This window comes from Sphingomonas adhaesiva (genome assembly GCF_036946125.1).
Taxonomy (GTDB): domain Bacteria; phylum Pseudomonadota; class Alphaproteobacteria; order Sphingomonadales; family Sphingomonadaceae; genus Sphingomonas; species Sphingomonas adhaesiva_A.
Map to the genome: position 1 here is coordinate 2,008,274 of NZ_JAQIJT010000002.1, position 18,651 is coordinate 2,026,924.

The 18,651-nt window shown below is 69.7% G+C and carries 11 protein-coding genes; 7 read left to right on the forward strand and 4 right to left on the reverse strand.

All coding sequences use genetic code 11. The features are described 5' to 3' along the window. Positions 1–11: 11 nt before the first annotated feature. Both PGN23_RS15910 and PGN23_RS15915 read right to left on the reverse strand, forming a co-directional pair. Positions 12–890 (reverse strand): LOG family protein, encoded by an 879-nt coding sequence (locus PGN23_RS15910; protein WP_335304007.1) that lies wholly within the window; start codon positions 888–890, stop codon positions 12–14. Between the two features lie 45 nt (positions 891–935). Continuing rightward, positions 936–1,652, reverse strand: coding sequence for an extensin family protein (locus PGN23_RS15915; RefSeq protein ID WP_335304009.1), 717 nt, complete (start codon positions 1,650–1,652; stop codon positions 936–938). Positions 1,653–1,846: 194 nt separating this feature from the next. Here PGN23_RS15915 and PGN23_RS15920 point away from each other — a divergent pair, with 194 nt between their 5' ends. The 5 genes from PGN23_RS15920 to PGN23_RS15940 all read left to right on the forward strand — a co-directional run bounded on the left by PGN23_RS15920 (position 1,847) and on the right by PGN23_RS15940 (position 9,728). Next, positions 1,847–3,001 carry a phosphoserine transaminase gene (locus tag PGN23_RS15920; protein ID WP_335304011.1) on the forward strand — a complete coding sequence of 385 codons (1,155 nt, stop codon included), beginning with the start codon at positions 1,847–1,849 and terminating at the stop codon, positions 2,999–3,001. Positions 3,002–3,124: 123 nt separating this feature from the next. Further along, on the forward strand, positions 3,125–4,702 hold the full coding sequence (serA, locus tag PGN23_RS15925; protein WP_335304012.1) for a phosphoglycerate dehydrogenase: 1,578 nt from the start codon (positions 3,125–3,127) through the stop codon (positions 4,700–4,702). A 164-nt stretch (positions 4,703–4,866) separates the two neighbouring features. Continuing rightward, the gene (locus PGN23_RS15930) at positions 4,867–6,909 is read left to right on the forward strand and encodes a M13 family metallopeptidase (RefSeq protein ID WP_335304013.1); all 2,043 of its coding nucleotides are present in this window, start codon (positions 4,867–4,869) and stop codon (positions 6,907–6,909) included. A 114-nt stretch (positions 6,910–7,023) separates the two neighbouring features. Then, positions 7,024–8,934 carry a nuclear transport factor 2 family protein gene (locus tag PGN23_RS15935; RefSeq protein ID WP_335304014.1) on the forward strand — a complete coding sequence of 637 codons (1,911 nt, stop codon included), beginning with the start codon at positions 7,024–7,026 and terminating at the stop codon, positions 8,932–8,934. A gap of 107 nt (positions 8,935–9,041) precedes the next feature. Beyond that, complete coding sequence (locus PGN23_RS15940) at positions 9,042–9,728, forward strand: DUF2490 domain-containing protein (RefSeq protein ID WP_335304015.1); 687 nt, start codon at positions 9,042–9,044, stop codon at positions 9,726–9,728. Between the two features lie 6 nt (positions 9,729–9,734). On the opposite strand, the gene PGN23_RS15945 is transcribed toward PGN23_RS15940, so the two are convergent. Further along, on the reverse strand, positions 9,735–11,006 hold the full coding sequence (locus PGN23_RS15945; protein WP_335304016.1) for a metal-dependent hydrolase family protein: 1,272 nt from the start codon (positions 11,004–11,006) through the stop codon (positions 9,735–9,737). A gap of 29 nt (positions 11,007–11,035) precedes the next feature. Between PGN23_RS15945 and PGN23_RS15950 the strand changes: the two genes are divergently transcribed. Continuing rightward, on the forward strand, positions 11,036–13,225 hold the full coding sequence (locus PGN23_RS15950) for a penicillin acylase family protein (RefSeq protein ID WP_335304017.1): 2,190 nt from the start codon (positions 11,036–11,038) through the stop codon (positions 13,223–13,225). Between the two features lie 71 nt (positions 13,226–13,296). Then, positions 13,297–15,318, forward strand: a complete 2,022-nt coding sequence (locus PGN23_RS15955) for a hybrid sensor histidine kinase/response regulator (RefSeq protein WP_335304018.1) — start codon at positions 13,297–13,299, stop codon at positions 15,316–15,318. 296 nt (positions 15,319–15,614) lie between these two features. On the opposite strand, the gene PGN23_RS15960 is transcribed toward PGN23_RS15955, so the two are convergent. Beyond that, the gene (locus PGN23_RS15960; protein WP_335304019.1) at positions 15,615–18,554 is read right to left on the reverse strand and encodes a M14 family zinc carboxypeptidase; all 2,940 of its coding nucleotides are present in this window, start codon (positions 18,552–18,554) and stop codon (positions 15,615–15,617) included. Positions 18,555–18,651: the final 97 nt, after the last annotated feature.

Sequence of the window (18,651 nt, forward strand, 5' to 3'; positions counted from 1 at the left end):
GGCCGGCAGCGTCAGCGCGCCGCCTGCGCGGCACGCTCCTGGTAGAATTGCTGGACGACCGCCCAGCCCTCCGCCGCGGTTTCGACGTAGCGGAAGATGCCCAGATCGCGCTCCGACACCACGCCTTCCTCGACCAGCGCGTCGAAATTGACGACCCGCTCCCAGAATTCGCGGCCGAACAGCAGCACCGGCATCGGCTCCACCTTGCCGGTCTGGATGAGCGTCAGCAGCTCGAACAGTTCGTCGAACGTCCCGAACCCGCCGGGGAACGCGGCCAGCGCGCGCGCATGGAGCAGGAAGTGCATCTTGCGCAGCGCGAAATAGTGGAATTGCGTGCTGAGCGCGGGCGTGACGTACGGATTGGGCGCCTGTTCGTGCGGCAGGACGATGTTCAGCCCGATCGATTCGGCGTGAACGTCCGCCGCACCGCGGTTCGCGGCCTCCATGATCGAGGGGCCGCCGCCCGAACACACCACGAAATGCCGCTTTCCGGACTCGTCACGCGGGAAGTTGGAGCACAATTGCGCCAGTTCGCGCGCCATGTCGTAATATTTGCTCTTCGCCACCAGCCGCTCGGCGATGCGGCGGCTCTTCTCGTCGGTGGCCAGATCGAGCAGCGCCTGCGCCTTCGACGGCTCCGGGATGCGGGCCGAGCCGTAGAAGACGAAGGTGGAGCCGATATGCGCTTCCTCGAGGATCAGCTGCGTCTTGAGCAGTTCGAGCTGGAAGCGGACCGGGCGCAGGTCCTCGCGCAGCAGGAAATCCATGTCCTGGAACGCGAGCGTGTACGCCGGGCTTTCGGTCTGGGGGGTGGAGATGCCGGTCTTGGCGACTTCGGCATCCTGTTTCGCGCGCGGGAAGACGCGGCTGGGTACGCGGGTTTCTGTCATTCGCGGGGTGTAGTCACGCGCCGTGACCGCGGCAAGACACCTGAATTACCGGCAGAACCGCTTTCCGTCATCCTCCAGGTGCAGATGATCGCGGTGCGCGGCGTTGAAATCGGGGGTCAGGACGGTGCCGAAGCGGCGGCATGCGGAGGTGCGGACCGTCTCCAGGAAACGGCGGATGTCGGGATCGGGCGAATTCCAGTCGCGCAGGATCGAGATGCGGCGCCCGTCCTTCAGCTCGAACGCGCCGATGTCGATCGCATTGGCGATGGCGTGGCCGGAGCGGCGCGCGGGTCCCGTCGTCCCCACCGTGTCGCGACAGGCATAGCTGCCCATGCTGACGACGCGCGACAGTTCGGAGCCGAGGATCTGGTACGCCGCGGGCGCGACGCCGTTGCGCGCCCAGGATGCATAGGCGCGCGCCTCGCCGCAGCGGACCGCCCCCAGATTGGCGGTGGGCACGCCGATGTCGAGCAGCTTGACCGTACCGACGAGGCCGCAGCCGCGCCCCATCGAAGGGCGATCGGGCAGCCGCTGGAAATCGACCCCCAGCGCGCGCAGGTCGGCCAGGCACTGCGCGGTCTCGCGGTCGGACGGCGCCTGCACCTCGGGCCGCGGCGGCGCGACCGGGCCGACCGGCGCCGGGCGATCGGAACGACCGCAGGCGGCGAGGATCAGGGCGGTGACGGGAACGAGCCGAGCCTGCCACGACCGCTTGTTCCCCGGCGAAGGCCGGGGCCCAGTTGGAAGCGGCTTACGCATCATCACCACCCGCTCCCATCTGGACCCGGCCTTCGCCGGGGAACTTAGGGAGAATAATGACGGCCGGCACAAGTCCGCCGGTGACGGAACGATTCTGCGCTGCGACGGGCGGTTGCCAACCCCGCCCCGCGCCGCTAGGGCCGTCGACGGGCCACGCGGTCCCAACGCCGCGCGTGCTCTCTGTGAGGAGAGTCTATATGACCGATTCGATTGCCGCCGACGCCACTCTTGCGCCTGCGAAGCCCGCCACCAGGCCGGCACGCCCCCATTTTTCCTCCGGCCCCTGCGCCAAGCCGCCGGGATACGATCCGGCCAAGCTCGCGACCGACGTCCTCGGGCGTTCGCACCGCTCGAAGCTGGGCAAGCAGCGGCTGCAATATTGCATCGACCTGATGCGCGAACTGCTCGACCTGCCCGACACCCACCGCATCGGCATCGTCCCCGGCTCCGACACGGGCGCGTATGAGATGGCGATGTGGACGATGCTGGGCGCGCGCCCGGTCACCGCGCTGGCGTGGGAAAGCTTCGGCGAGGGCTGGGTGACCGACGCGGTCAAGCAGCTGAAGATCGATCCCACCGTCCTGCGCGCCGATTACGGCCAGCTGCCGGACCTGAGCGCGGTCGACTGGTCGAACGACGTCCTCTTCACCTGGAACGGCACCACCAGCGGCGTGCGCGTTCCCGATGGCGACTGGATCGCGGACGATCGCGAGGGGCTCTCCTTCGCGGACGCGACGTCGGGCGTGTTCGCCTACGACCTGCCGTGGGACAAGATCGACGTCGCGACGTTCAGCTGGCAGAAGGTGCTGGGCGGCGAAGGCGCGCACGGCGTCCTGATCCTGGGCCCGCGCGCGGTCGAGCGGCTGGAAAGCTACACCCCCGCCTGGCCGCTGCCGAAGGTGTTCCGCCTCGTCTCCAAGGGCAAGCTGACCGAGGGCGTGTTCAGGGGCGAGACGATCAACACGCCGTCGATGCTGGCGGTCGAGGATGCGATCTGGTCGCTGGAATGGGCCAAGTCGCTGGGCGCGGGCGGCCTCATCAAGCGCTCCGACGCCAATGCCGCGGCGCTCGACCGGATCGTCGCGACGCGCGACTGGCTGGGGCATCTGGCGCAGGACGAAGCCTCGCGGTCGAAGACCAGCGTGTGCCTGACGGTGGATGCGGACGAAGCGGTCATCAAGAAGATGGTGTCGCTGCTGGAGGCCGAAGGCGCCGCGCTCGACATCGGCGGCTATCGCGATGCGCCGCCGGGGTTGCGCATCTGGTGCGGCGCCACCGTCGACACCGCGGATATCGAGGCGCTGGGGCCGTGGCTCGACTGGGCCTATGCCACCGCCAGGGCCGCTGCCTGATCCCTTCGCGTCACCCCGGCCTTGAGCCGGGGTCCCGCTTCTTCTTCTTCTTCACCGCCCGCCGAAAAGAGCGGGACCCCGGCTCGAGGCCGGGGTGACGGTGCCGTTCAAGGATAGCCGAACATGCCCAAGGTACTGATTTCCGACAAGATGGACCCGCGCGCTGCCGAAATCTTCCGCGAGCGCGGAGTCGAGGTGGACGAGATCACCGGCAAGACCCCCGACGAGCTGAAGGCGATCATCGGCCAGTATGACGGCCTCGCCATCCGCTCCTCGACCAAGGTGACCAAGGACATCCTGGACCACGCGACCAACCTGAAGGTGGTCGGGCGCGCCGGGATCGGGGTCGACAACGTCGACATCCCCGCCGCCTCGGCGAAGGGCGTGGTGGTCATGAACACGCCGTTCGGCAATTCGATCACCACCGCCGAACACGCCATCGCGCTGATGTTCGCGCTGGCGCGGCAATTGCCGGAGGCGGACGCCTCGACGCAGGCGGGCAAGTGGGAGAAGAACCGCTTCATGGGTGTCGAGATGACCGCCAAGACGCTGGGGCTGATCGGCGCGGGCAACATCGGCTCGATCGTCGCCGATCGCGCGCTGGGGCTGAAGATGAAGGTCGTCGCGTTCGATCCGTTCCTGACCGAGGAGCGCGCGGTCGAGCTGGGCGTGACCAAGGTGACGCTGGACGAGCTGCTGGCGCGCGCCGATTTCATCACCCTGCACACGCCGCTGACCGACCAGACCCGCAACATCCTGTCGGCGGAAAATCTCGCCAAGACCAAGAAGGGCGTGCGCATCGTCAATTGCGCGCGCGGCGGGCTGATCGACGAGGCGGCGCTGAAGGCGGGGCTCGACAGCGGGCATATCGCGGGTGCGGCGCTGGACGTGTTCGTGACCGAGCCGGCGAAGGAGAGCCCGCTGTTCGGCACCCCCAACTTCATCTCCACGCCGCATCTGGGCGCGTCGACCAACGAGGCGCAGGTGAACGTGGCGATCCAGGTCGCCGAGCAGATGGCCGACTATCTGGTCGACGGCGGCGTCACCAACGCGCTGAACATGCCCAGCCTGTCGGCGGAGGAAGCGCCGAAGCTGCGCCCGTACATGGGGCTGGCGGAGAAGCTGGGCTCGCTGGTCGGGCAGCTGGCGACCGGCGCGATCGACCGCGTGTCGATCCACCGCGAGGGTGCGGCCGCGGACCTCAATCCGAAGCCGATCACCTCCGCCGTGCTCACCGGCTTCCTGCGCACGCAGACCGACACGGTGAACATGGTCAACGCGCCGGTGCTGGCGCGCGACCGCGGCATGGAGGTGCGCGAGATCCGCACCGAGCGCGAGGGCGACTACCACACGCTGCTGCGCGTCGCGGTGCGCACCGCGGACGGCGAGCGCTCGGTCGTCGGCACGTTGTTCGGCGACGCCGCGCCGCGACTGGTCGAGCTGTTCGGGATCAAGGTCGAGGCCGATCTGGCCGGCCCGATGCTGTACGTGGTCAACGAGGACGCGCCCGGGTTCATCGGGCGTCTGGGCACCCTGCTGGGCGAGGCGGGGGTCAACATCGGCACCTTCCACCTGGGCCGCCGTCAGGCCGGTGGCGAGGCGGTGCTGCTGCTGTCGGTGGACGAGGCGGTGAACGCGGACCTGCTGGCGAGGGTGAAGGCGCTGCCCGGCGTGAAGACCGCGATGGGGCTGTCGTTCTGAGGCCTTGAAAGCCCCTCCCCTTCAGGGGAGGGGTAGGGGGTGAGGGATGTCTCACCGAGACGATCGCCCTTGACTGCCCCACCCCAACCCCTGCCCTGAAGGGCAGGGGCTTTCCGGCCCGCCCCGATCCTCGTAGCGTGGCGCACCCGTCACGAGGATCCCCGATGCGCCGTACCTATCTGCTCGCCGCCGCCAGCCTGCTCGCCGCCCCCGCCCTGCTGATCGCGCAGACCGCCAGGCCCCGCTACGGCAGCTGGGGCCTCGAGCTCGCCGACATGGATCGCAGCGTGAAGCCGGGCGACGACTTCTACGAATTTGCCGAAGGGACCTGGCTGAAGAACCATCCGATCCCCGCGGACAAGGTGGGCGCCGGCTACAATTACGACCTGCCCGACGAGATCGAGGGGCAGGTGCGGCAGATCGTCGAGGAGGCCGCGGCGAACCCCACCTCCCCCACCGCGCGCAAGGTGGGCGACTTCTATGCCGCATGGATGGACGAGCAGGGGATCGAGGCGCGCGGGCTCGCGCCGCTGCGGCCGTATCTGGCGAAGATCGACGCGGTGAGGACCCGCCCCGCGCTGGTGCGGCTGATGATGCACCCGGGCATGCCCTCCCCGCTGAACGTCGGGATCAACGCCGATCAGGACGACCCTACGCGCTACACCGTCAATGCGGGGCAGGGGCAGCTCGGGCTGCCGGTGCGCGACTATTACCTGCTCGACGGCGAGAAATATGTCGCGATCCGCAAGGCGTACCGCGATTACCTCATCCGGCTGCAGACGCTGGCCGGGCTGTCCGATCCGCAGGGGCGGGCCGACCGCATCATCGCGCTGGAGACGCGGCTGAGCCAGGATCAGTGGACGCCCGAGCGGCGGCGCGATCCGGTGGCGACGCACAATCCGATAACGCGCGCGCAGCTGACCGCGCTGGCGCCCGAGTTCGACTGGGACGCGACGCTGGCCGCGATGGGGCTGGGCGCGGCGAAGACGGTCGATGTCGCGGAGACGACTGCGGTGACCGCCACGGGCAAGCGGCTGGCCGACGTGCCGCTGTCGACGTGGAAGGAGTGGATGACCGCGCGCTTCCTGAGCGACCACGCCGCCTATCTGCCGCGCGCGTTCGACCAGGCGAATTTCGATTTCTACAAGAAGACGCTGTACGACGTGCCGGAGCAGCGCGCGCGGTGGAAGCGCGGGATCGCGCTGCTCGACGACGCGCTGGGCGAGGCGGTCGGTGCGATCTACGTCCAGCGTTACTGGACCCCGGCGACCCAGGCGAAGGCGGACGAGCTGGTCGCCGACATGCGCGCCGCCTACCGGGACAAGATCCAGGCCGCGTCGTGGATGGACGATGCCACCCGCACCGCGGCGCTGGCGAAGCTCGCGACGTTCGACCCGCGCATCGGGCATCCGGCGAAGTGGATCGACTATTCGACGCTGGCGGTGTCGCGCACCGACCCGCTGGCCAATGCGATGGCGTCCGACGCGTTCGGCTGGCGGCTGGCGCTGGCGCGCTTCCCGCATCCGGTCGATCGCGGGCTGTGGTACATGACGCCGCAGACGGTAAACGCCTATTACGACCCGACGATGAACCAGATCACGTTGCCGGCCGCGATCCTGCAACCGCCGTTCTTCGATCCCAACGCCGACCCGGCGGTCAATTACGCGGAAACGGGCGCGACGACGATCGGGCACGAAATGGGGCACGGCTTCGACGATCAGGGCCGGCAATATGACGAGAAGGGCCGCCTGCGCGACTGGTGGACCGCGGCCAGCGCGGCGAAATACACCGTCCAGGCCGACCGGCTGGCGAACCAGTTCGACCAGTACGAGCCGATTCCGGGGACGAGGATCAAGGGGCGGCTGACGCTGGGCGAGAATCTGGCCGACCTGGGCGGGCTGGAGACCGCCTATGCCGCCTATCGCCGCTACGTCTCGCGCCACGGCGAGCCGCCGGTGCTGGACGGCTTCACCGGCGACCAGCGCTTCTTCCTGGCCTATGCGCAGGCGTGGCAGGGCAAGCGGCGCGAGGGCGCGCAGCGTGCCGCGCTGCTGTCCGACCCGCACAGCCCGGACAAGTACCGCGTCAACGGCATCGTGCGCAATTTCGGCCCCTGGTACACCGCCTTCGCGGTGAAGCCGGGCGATGCGCTGTACCTCGCCCCCGAGCGGCGCGTGTCCGTCTGGGGGCCGGTGAAGGGCGATTGATCGGCGATCGGCATCAATCGCCGCGTCGCGCCGATTGGACTTTCGCGCGCACGCGGGCGACGATGGAGGGAGAACGACCGCAGCGGCGGCGCACGTGAGAGAGGACAGACCCGCATGGTTCGACCCGCCGTCATGGACGACAGCAGCGTCCCCTCTCCCACCGATCTGATCCGCGCCTATTGGGAGGAGGTGTGGAACCGGCGCCGTGCGGAGCTGATCGGGCAATTGTGCCACGACCAGATCATCCGCCACGACCCCTCCTGCGTGAATGCGCTGAGCGCGGAGGCGCAGATCGCGCGCGTCCGCCAGCAAAGCGAGATGCTGAACCCCCGCTTCACGCACGAGGTGCTGCTGGGGGACGATCGCTTCGTGTGCTCGGTGTGGAACATGACCACGACCCGGGGCGAGCGGGTCGATCTGTCGGGGATCGAGGTGTTCGAGGTGTCGGGCGGGCGCTTCAGCGACTGCTGGAACACGCCGTACAGCAAGGGCTTCTGGGCGCGCGCGGGAGAGGATCGCGACATCTTCCATCCGCGCGATCCGGTCGGCGGCGTGGGCGATGCGGACGGCACCGCAGAGGTCGCCAGCGCCTTCCTGACGGCCTGGGCGTCGCGTGACGAGGCGCTGTTGCGCTCGACGCTGGGCGACGGCGCGATGCGGTATCGCACCGGCGAGGCGACCGCGGTCATGCCCGCCGATCTGCTCGACGATCCGGTGACCGGCAGCGGCGCGCGCATCGCGTTCGACGCGCTGTTCGCACAGGGCGATCTGGCCTGCGCGGTGTGGAACCTGCATCCCGCGGACCCCGATGCGCGCGCGACCTGCGGGATCGACGTGGTCCGCGTCGCGGGCGGGCGCGTGGTCGAATGGTGGGCGCCGCCGCGCACCGCCGGTGCCTGGGGCCGCGACGGCGACGGCCAGGTGCCGGGCGACCTGCCCCCGCCCGTCATGCTCGCCTCGGTCGAGGAAATCGACGGACATTGGCTGCAGGCGGTGTTCCGGCACGCCGGGCTCGACCTGCCGCGCATCTCGATGGCGCGGATCGCTCCGCTGGGCCATGGCAACGTCAGCGACACGGTGCGGGTGGCGATCAACTATAACAAGCCCGTCGTGGACGAGCCGACGAGCGTCGTGTGCAAGTTCCACTCCCGCCATGAGGGGATGCGCGACCTGGTCGCCGCGATCGACCCGTATCGCGCCGAGGTGGAGGCGTATCGCCTGTTCGGCGACACGCCGCCGCTGCGTACGGCGCGCGCGTGGCACGTCGCCTGTTCCGGGGACGGTCACAGCGCCAATCTGGTGCTGGAGGATCTGGGCGCCTTCTGCACGCCGGGCGACCAGATCGCGGGTTGCTCGACGCAGGACGCCGCGGCGGTCGTTCATGAACTGGGCCGGCTGCACGCGCGTTTCTGGCGCGCACCGGAGCTGACGCGGTGGCCGTGGATCGCGGCGAACCGCGCCGCCGCCCCCGGCACCCCCGACTTCTACGCTGTGGGGCTCCGGGTGTTCGAGGATCGCTATGCCGCGGACATGGGCCAGGAGGACATGGACATCATCCGCGCCTTCGCCGCCCTGCGGGCCGCATGGGGCGCGCACGATTATGGCCATGCGACGCTGATCCACGCCGATCCGCGCGTCGACAACGTGATGTTCGACCGGCGCGGCGCCGCGCCGCTGGCGTATCTGATCGACTGGCAGATGGTGAGCCGCGGCGCACCCGCGATCGACCTGGCCTATTTCCTGACCGGCAGCCTGTCGGTCGAGGATCGGCGCGCGGTCGAGCGCGCGCTGATCGCGGACCATGCCGCGGCGATCGGCGCGATCGATCCGGCCTATACCCCGGCGCGTGCGGAGGCGGATTATCGCATCGCCGCCGCCAGCGGGCTGGCCGCCACCGTGGGGGCGGCGGCGGTGATGCCGGATACGCCGCACAATCGCGCGCTGCTGGTGACGCTGGCGCGCCGCAACGTGGCCGCGGTGCGCGACTGGGGCACCATCGAGGCGCTGGCCCGGGCCGGCGCGTAGGCCGTGATGGCCCTTTCCCGGGCGCGCATGGCCTGATAGCGGCACCTCCGGACGTGGAAACGCGGCGGGGGGCCGCGACGCGCCGCGTGCCTGGGGGGAACTCATCCGTGCGCCGACGTCATCTGGTCTGGTCGATCCCCGCGCTGTTCGCCGCCGCGCCCGCGACGGCGCAGGTGGAGGACGACCAGCTGTGGGAGCAGGTCAATCTGAACGTGCCGCTGACGTCGGACGTGCGCGTCACGCTGGAGCAGATCGCGCGCTGGGGCGACCGGGCGGACGGGCTGAACCAGACCGAATATGGCGCGCTGCTGGGGTTCAGGGCGAACAGGACGTTCGAATTCGGCATCGGCTATCGCCGTGTCGGGCTGTTCAGCAACACCAGTCCCGACGTGCGGGAGAACCGGCTGCGCCAACAGGTCGTCGTCACGCACGGCCGCCTCTCCGGCCGGTTCCGCGTCGACGAGCGGTTCAACCCCGGCGGAAGCGAGGTGGGTTTCCGCGTCCGGCCGCTGGTGCGCTACAACCACCCGCTGGGGTCGAGGGGTTTCGCGCTGTTCGCCAGCCATGAAAGCTTCCTGATCCCCAACACCACCAGCTGGGGCCAGCGCGCCGGCTATGAGCGGATGCGCAACGTGCTGGGCGTGACGATCCCGTTCCTGCACCGCAAGGCGCTGCTCGACGCGGGCTACCTCAACCAGTACCGGCTGGGTCTGGGCGGCCGTCGGCCGACGATGGAGCATACGCTGAGCCTGCAGCTGACGATCAACGCGCTGGGGCCGCTGCTCCACGATTGAGGCACGTCACGGCCGCGCGACGACCGCGCCGTTCTTCATCACCCAGCGCACCTGCCGCGTCGCCGCCATGTCGCGCAGCGGATCGCCCGCGACCGCGACCAGATCGGCGAGCATCCCGGCGCGGATCGCACCGACGCGGTCGCCCACGCGCATCCACCGCGCATTGCCCGAGGTCGCGGCGAGCAGCACCTGCGCCGCCGGCATCCCCGCCGCCGCCATCAGCACCATCTCGCGCGCATTGTCGCCGTGCGCGTACACGCCGACGTCGCCCCCCATGCACATCGGCACGCGCTCGGCCAGCGCCAGGCGGAAACTATCCCGGCTGAGGCGCACCGCCGCGGGGGCCGGCTCCGCGCCGTTCCAGCCGCGATAGCGCGCGCTGGCCTCCGCGGCGGCGAGCGTCGGGCACAGCGCGATCCCCTTCGCCGCCATCGCGGCATAGATCGCGCGGGTGCCGCCATAGCCATGCTCGATCGTGTCGACCCCGGCGGCGACCGCGCGGCGCATCCCCTCCGGCGTGGAGGCATGGACCGCGACCGGGCGCCCGGCATCGTGCGCCGCCGCCACCGCGGCCTCGATCTCGCGCTGGCTCAGCGTCGCGCGGCTGTCCTCGCCGGGGCGCCAGCGGTAGTCGGCATAGAGCTTCACCCAGTCCGCCCCCGCCGCGATCTGACGACGGACGGCGGCGACCATCTGGTCGGGGCCGGACACCTCCTCCGCCCCCTGCGGCACTTCGACGCCCGGCTCGAACCCCTTGGGTCCGTAGGCGCCCAGCGCGACAATGGCGCGGGTCGCGACGTGCAGCCGGGGCCCCTCGACTACGCCCTGATCGATCGCCGATTTCAGCCCGACATCGGCATAGCCCGCCCCTTCCGTGCCCAGATCGCGCACCGTGGTGAACCCGGCGCGCAGCGTGGCGCCCGCCTGCGCCACCGCGCGCGCGGTGCGCAGCGCCAGCGGCTCGTGCAGCACCTGATCGTCCCATGTCGCCTCGTCATAGGGGTGCAGGAACAGATGCGCATGCCCCTCGATCATGCCGGGCATCAGCGTGGTGCCGGCAAGCTCGATCACCTGCGCATCGGCGGGCGCGGCCGGAGACGGGCCGACCGCGACGATGCGGTCGCCGCGCACCAGCACCTGCCACCCGACATGCGCCACGCCGTCGACCCCGTCGAACACCGCGGCGGGGCGCAGCAGCGTCACGCGGGGCTCCGGCGGGGGCACCGTTGCGCCGCCGAGCATCACCGCCGCAACAACCGTCAACCAGCGCATGGCCATCCCGCCCCGTTTCGTCCTAGACCCGCTGCATGGATAGGCTTCTTCCCCGCGCACGCGATCCGCTGCTCCTGCTGGCGCTGCTCGCCACCACGGCGGCGGTCCCCGCCCCCGCCCCCGAAACGGCACGCTGGCAGGCGCAGGCGGCGCGCGTGACGATCACGCGCGACGACTGGGGCATCCCGCATGTCCGCGGCAAAAGCGACGCGGATGCGGTGTTCGGGATGATCTACGCGCAGGCGGAGGACGACTTTTCACGTATCGAGGCGAATTACCTGACCGCGCTGGGCCGCACCGCGGAGGCCGAGGGCGAAGAGGCGATCTGGGCCGACCTGCGCCAGCGGCTGTATGTCGATCCGGCGGAATTGCAGGCGCAATATGCCGCCAGCCCGGACTGGCTGCGCGCGCTGATGGACGCCTGGGCGGACGGGCTGAACTATTATCTGGCGACGCATCCGCAGACCCGCCCGCGCGTGCTCACCCGGTTCGAGCCGTGGATGGCGCTGAGCTTTACCGAGGGGAGCATCGGCGGCGACATCGAGCGGATCGCGCTGTCCGACCTGAAGACCTTCTACGGCCGCCCGACACCCCCCACCCCGGAGGAGCGCGGCACCGTCCCGCGCGAGCCGTCGGGGTCGAACGGCATCGCCATCGCGCCGAAGCTGACGAGCGCGGGCCATGCGCTGCTGCTCATCAACCCGCACACCAGCTTCTACTTCCGCTCCGAGGCGCAGGTGACGAGCGACGCGGGGCTGAACGCTTATGGGGCGAGCACCTGGGGGCAGTTCTTCGTCTATCAGGGGTTCAACGCGCATGCCGGGTGGATGCACACCTCGTCCACGGTCGACAACGTCGACCAGTTCGCAGAGGCCGTGACGCGGCGCGCGGGCGGCTGGGCCTATCGCTACGGCAAGGAGGTGCGCCCGGTCGAGGAGCGCGGCGTGACGCTGCGCTATCGCCGCGCCGACGGCAGCATGGCGGAACGCCGCTTCGCGACGTGGCGGACGCATCACGGGTCGATCGTCGCGGCGAAGGACGGGCGCTGGATCGCCACCGCGCTGATGTGGCGGCCCGTCCCGGCGCTGGAGCAGAGCTGGCTGCGCACGAAGGCGACCGACCTCGCGTCGTTCATGGCGATCGCCGAGCGCAAGGCGAATTCGTCCAACGACACGCTCTTCGCCGACGACAAGGGCGAGATCGCGTTCCTGATGCCGCAGTTCATGCCGGTGCGCGACGACCGCTTCGACTATACCCGCCCGGTCGACGGCAGCGATCCCGCGACCGACTGGCGCGGGCTGCACACGCTCGCCAGCCTGCCCAGCGTCGCCAATCCGCGCGTCGGCTGGGTCCACAACACCAACGACTGGCCGTGGAGCGCGGCCGGGCCGGACAGCCCCAAGGCGGCGGACTATCCGCGCTACATGGACCAGACCGGCGCCAATGCGCGCGGCGAACATGCGGACCTGTTGCTGACCGGCAAAACCGGCTGGACCGCGGAGCGGCTGCGCATCGCCGCCTACGATCCGTACCTGCCCGCCTTCGCGCATTTGCTGCCCGGCGTGGTGTCGGCGTGGCGCGCGCTGCCCGCGGGCGACCCGCGCCGCCGCGCGCTGGCGGCGCCGGTCGCGACGCTGGCCGGCTGGGACCATCGCTGGGGCTACGATTCGGTCGCGACCAGCCTCGCGGTGTTCTGGGGCGACGAGCTCTGGCGCGAGGTCGGCGAATTCGCGCAGGCGGAACGGATGAACGTGCCCGATTATATCGCGACCCGCGTCACCCCAGCGGCGAAGCTGGCCGCGCTGGAGCGTGCGGTCGCGCGGCTGTCGCGCGATTTCGGGACGTGGCGGACGCCGTGGCGGGCGATCAACCGCTTCCAGCGGCTGGACGACGCGATCCAGCCGCATTTCGACGACCGCCGCCCCTCCACCCCGGTGCCCTTCACCTCGGCGCAATGGGGCAGCCTGGCCTCGTTCGGGGCGAAGCCATGGCCGGGGACGAAGCGCTATTACGGCACCAGCGGCAACAGCTTCGTCGCGATCGTGGAGTTCGGGCAGCGCGTGACGGCCACCGCGGTGATGGCGGGCGGGCAGAGCGGCGACCCCGCCTCGCCGCATTTCGCCGATCAGGTCGACCGCTATGCCGACGGCCGCCTGCGTCCGGTCTATTTCCACCCCGACGAGCTGGCGGGGCACGTCGAGCGTACCTATCGACCCGGCGGCTGATGACGCGGGGCGCGGAACCTCCTATACCGATCGGCGTCTCCACCCGCAGGGGGCATCGCGCGAGACATGACATGGCCGATCCGGCGTCCCCGACCATCCCGACCGCCCACGACCATATCCTGGCCGAGGGGGAGGCGCGGTTCCGCCAGATGGTGGATACGGTGCCGCAGATCGTCTGGATCGCGGATGCGCAGGGGCAGATCGAGTTCCTGAACCAGCAGTTCACCGACTACACCGGCGCCAGCTATCGCTCCATGTCGCCGGCCGAGATCGCCGCGGCTTTCATCCACCCCGACGACGCGCCGCACGTGGTCGCCGCCTTCACCGCCGCGCTCGCCACCGGCACGCCGCATCATTGCGAGCATCGCATCCGCTCCGCCACGGGCGAATATCGCTGGTTCCTCGACCGCGCCAACCCGTACCGCGACCCCGCGACGGGCGAGATCACGCGCTGGTTCGGCTCGTCGGTCGACATCCACGACCGGAAGGCGGCGGAGGAGGCGCTGCGTCACTCCGCCTCGGTGCTGGAGGAGCGCGTGCTGGCGCGCACGCGCGAGCGCAACCTGCTCGCGACGATGATCGAAAACACCGACATGATGGTGATGGCGGTCGATCTCGACTTCAACATCCTGGCGATCAACCTCGCCAATGCCGACGAATTCGAGCGCGTCTTCGGGGTGCGTCCGCGCACCGGCGACAACATGCTGGCGCTGCTGGCCGACCAGCCCGAGCATCAGGCGGAGGTGCGCGCCGCCTGGCTGTGCGGCATGCGCAACGAGCCGGTGACGCTGATCGACGATTTCGGCGACCCCGACCGCGCGCGTCCCTATTATGCCATCAACCTGCATCCGCTGCGCGACGATCGGGGGCGGCAGGTCGGCGTCTACCAGTTCGTCACCGACGTGACCGAGCGGCTGCGGCGCGACCATCAGCTCGCCGATGCGCAGGAGGCGTTGCGCCAGGCGCAGAAGATGGAGGCGATGGGCCAGCTGACGGGCGGCGTGGCGCACGATTTCAACAATTTGCTGACCCCGATCGTCGGCGTCCTCGACATGCTCGGGCGCAGGACCGCGAGCAGCGAGCGCGAGCAGCGGCTGATCGCGGGCGCGCTGCAATCGGCGGAGCGCGCAAAGACGCTGGTGCAACGCCTGCTCGCCTTCGCGCGCCGCCAGCCGCTCCAGCCGGTCGCGGTCGATCTGGCCGAGCTGGTCGCCGGCATGGGCGAGCTGATCGCGAGCACCACCGGGCCGCAGATCAACGTCGTCGTCGATGCGCCGTCGGGCCTCCCGCGCGCCAGCGCCGATGCCAATCAGGTGGAAATGGCGCTGCTGAACCTGGTGGTGAATGCGCGCGACGCGATGCCCGCGGGCGGCACGCTGCGGATCGGCGTCGCGGAGGAAGCGGTGGGCGACGGCCACCGGGCCCGCCTGCCGCACGGGCGCTACCTGCGGCTGGGCGTGTCCGACAGCGGCACCGGGATGGATGCGGCGACGCTGGCGCGTGCGATCGAGCCGTTCTTCTCGACCAAGGGCGTCGGCAAGGGTACCGGGCTGGGCCTGTCGATGGTCCATGGGCTCGCGCTCCAGCTCGGCGGCACGCTGACCATCGCGTCCGCACCCGGCGCCGGGACGCAGATCGAGCTGTGGCTGCCGCGCAGCGCGGCGGCGGACGCGCCGGTCGAGACGGTGGTGATCGCCGATCCGGCGACGCGCACCAGCGGCCGCGTGCTGCTGGTCGACGACGAGGAGCTGGTTCGGCTGAGCACCGCCGACATGCTCGCGGAGCTGGGCTATGACGTCGTCGAGGCATCGTCCGGAGAGGAGGCGTTGGGGCTGATCGAGCGCGGCGTGGCGTTCGACCTGCTGCTGACCGACCATCTGATGCCCGGGATCACCGGCGCGGAACTGGCCGCGCTGGTCCATGCGCGCCGGCCCGACGCGGGGGTGCTGCTGATCTCGGGCTATGCCGAAGGCGACGATCTGTCGCACGTCACGGCACGGCTGACGAAGCCGTTCCGCAAGGACGAGCTGGCCGCGGCGCTGGCACCGTTCGCGGCGGCGGCAGAGATGCTGGTGGCGACACCGCTGGTTTAGAGTTTGATCCACGCGGTGTGAACCGGCCAAAACCGCCACCCCGGCGAAGGCGGGGCCTTTGCAAAGCAGGTGCAACGGCGTCGAGCCCACGCCGTGCTCCTGCGCAGGCAGGAGCCTCAGGTCACGCAGAACAACGCCTTATGGGACCTGCAACTCTGGGCTCCTGCCTTCGCAGGAGCACGGTGCAACCTTTTGCAAAGGCCCCGCCTTCGCCGGGGAACGGCGAATTTGTCAAGCGATCCACGACTTTCGCAGAGGTCTCGACTTGACCCGGGGTGACGAATGGAACCGCCCCCTCACCGCGCCGCGGGCGTGCCCGCGTCGAGGTGATCCCAGTTCAGAATCGTGTTGAACCCCAGCATGTAGCTGCCCTGCGTCTGCCAGCGCCAGAACGGGCGTAGCCCGAACAGCACCATGTGGCCGCGCCCCGCCGGCACGTCGACCACCAGCGCCTTGTTGGTCAGCGCGTCGCCGCCGCTCAGCATCCCGCTGAGCAGGATGTCGTTCGCCTTCGTCGGGAAGCTCATCACCACGCGCGGGAATTGCGTCGGTTCCGCCCCGCTCGACCGCGACGCCGGCAGCGCCGAGCCGAAGGGCGAGTTCTCCACCTCCGCATTGGCCAGCACGCTGGTCGCGCCGCCGGGCCAGGGCGAGATCGGCACCGGGGTGACGTTGGGGGTCACGTTCTGCGCCAGCTTCGTGCCCGGACCGTTGGGATCGAAGTAACCCATCCCGCCGCCGGTGCGCGACACGGTGATGACCGGCGTCTGGCTGAAATAGACCGGCAGCTGGCGCCCCTCATAGCCATAGACGATCGGGCTGGTGGTGTCGGCGATCAGCCCGCGCATGATCGCGCCCTTGCTGTAATAGTCCGACGGCGCGGTGACCGACACGCCCTGCGCCATGCCGAACGACGCCAGCATCTCCACCGTCGAGCCGTCCGCCAGCAGCGTGCCGCCGTCCTCGACGAAGCGGCGCAGCGCGTCGAGCCCCGCCCCGCCGACCCCGCCGCGAATGTCCTTTGCGCTGTCGAGCGCGCCCAGATGCGGGGTCAGCGCAGACTTTTCATAGGGAATCGCGTCCTTGCCGTTCATCGGCACGCCGACGAACTGCTCGCGCGCGTTGTTGGCGACGGTGGGATAGATGATGACGTCGTACTTGCCGCGCAGCCTCGCACCCGATTTCAGCGTGGTGTCCGCGAAATAATCGTACGGGATGCCATAGGTGTCGAGCGCGGCGCGCCACCAGCCCTCGTCCTGGGTGCGCAGCCAGCTGTGGATATAGCCGATCCGCGGGGCGGTGAGCGCATGGGTGGCCACCTGCGGCATCGTCGCCACCGCCTCGCCCGACACGCCCAGCGCCTCCGCCGCGCGCGCCACCGCAGCGCGATCGGCGCCCGGGAGGATGAAGCTGCCCGCGGCATATTTGCGGCCGTCGACCTCGAACGGTGCCTCGGCCGCCAGCATCCGCGTGCCCTTCAGGCGGAAGCGCAGGCCGACCAGCGCATTGTCGCCGCTGTGGTTGAACACGATCGTCGAGCCGTTGCCCGACACGCCCGCCGGTGCCCTCGCCGCGTCGGTCAGCGGGGTCAGCGCCTGCTGGAACACCGCGGGATCCTTGATCGTCTTCAGCGCGACGTTGTGCATATACTGCATCGTCCAGCCGGTATCGTCGTAGGGACGCGGATTGGCGGCGGGGTAATTCTGCACGCTCAGGTACATGTCGAGCAGGGTGCGATACGGCTGATCGGCGCGGATGACGTAATCGCCCGCCGCGACCGGCACCCCGCCCGCGGTGAACGGCTGCGCGGCCCGGTGCACCTCGATCCCCTGCCGGCGCAGCATGTTGACCATGTCGGCGGCATTGCCCGCGGCATGCTGCGCGGCGGGGATGACATAGGCGTTGACCGCGCCGGTGCGCCCCGCCTCCACCGCGTTGCGGTTCTTCGCCCAGTAATTCTCCAGATAGCTAGTGCGGTCGGTCGCGACGCGGTTGAGCACGAAGAGCAGCGCCGATTCCTGGATGTTGGTGTTCTGCCGCGGTGCCCAGTCGACCGAGGGAAGCGGCGGATTGGGGCGGAACCACTCGCGGCTGGTGGTCGCGGGCGGCATCTTCAGCCCCTTCTGCACGTCGGGGCCGTAGCTCTGCACCTCGTAAAAGCGTCCGGTGCTGTTGTGGGTGTGCGCGATCCAGAACAGGTAATTGGGCACCCAGCCGTCGTAGAAGCCGTAGGTCCACACGCCGGGCACGCCGCGCTTGCTGAGCTCCATCACCTCGGTCTCGGCGAGCAGCCACCATTCGTTCGACTGGATCGGGTCGAGCGACGGGTTGTAGGGCCCGGTGCCGGTCGAGGTGTAGAGATACGCGACCGATTCATGCAGGTCGTGCAGCACGGTCGGGTGCCATTCCAGGAACCCCTTCGTGATGTTCTGCGTCAGCTTGAGATATTGGCCCAGGCCGTCGCGGTTGTTGTCGTGCGCGACATACTTGCCCCAATAGACGAGCGGCGGCTTGGGCTTGCCGGTCTTCTTGCCGTAATAATAGGTGTCGACCATCTTCTCGCGCCCGTCGACCTCGACGACCGGCGTGATGAAGGTGATGACGTTGTCGCGGATGTTGCGGATCATCGGCGTATCCTCGACCGCGAGGCGATAGGCCAGTTCCAGCAGCATCTCCGGCCCGCCCGTCTCGGGCGAATGGATGCCGCTGGTCAGCCAGTAGATCGGCTTGGCGGTCCTGATGATCTCCGCGGCCTGTTTCGCATCGGTGCGCCGGGGATCGCCGAGCATCGCGAGCTTCGCCTTGTTCTCGTCCAGCCCGGCGAGCACCGCCTCGTCCGCGATCGCGATCACGACCTGCTCGCGCCCTTCTTCGGTGGTGCCGAGCGTCATGTACTTCACGCGCTTCGAGGTGCGCGCCAGCTCGCGGTAATAGCGGTGGATGTCGGCGGCATAGGTCAGCTCGCCCGGGGTGCCCGGGATGCGACCGAAGAACTTGAGCGGCGACGGCACCGTGTCCGATGCGGGCATGTGATCGGTCAGCTCGGTCTGGAAGCGCTGGTCGATCATGTGCTGGCGGATCAGGCGGCCGTATTCCTCGTCCTGCGGCTGCGTCAGCGGGGCGGTGCCGCTGGGCATCGCGACGTTGGTGCCGGGCGGGGTCTGCGCGGTCGCGGGAATGGTGGAGAGGATCGTCGCGGCGAGGGCCGCTGCCTGAACCGAGAAGCGCGTGCGCATGATGATCTCTCCCTGACGTGCCGTTTTGGCTATTGTTCCCCGGCGCAGGCCGGGGTCCCGTCACGCACGGCTCGTTGTCTATCGTAACGCTTTCCCA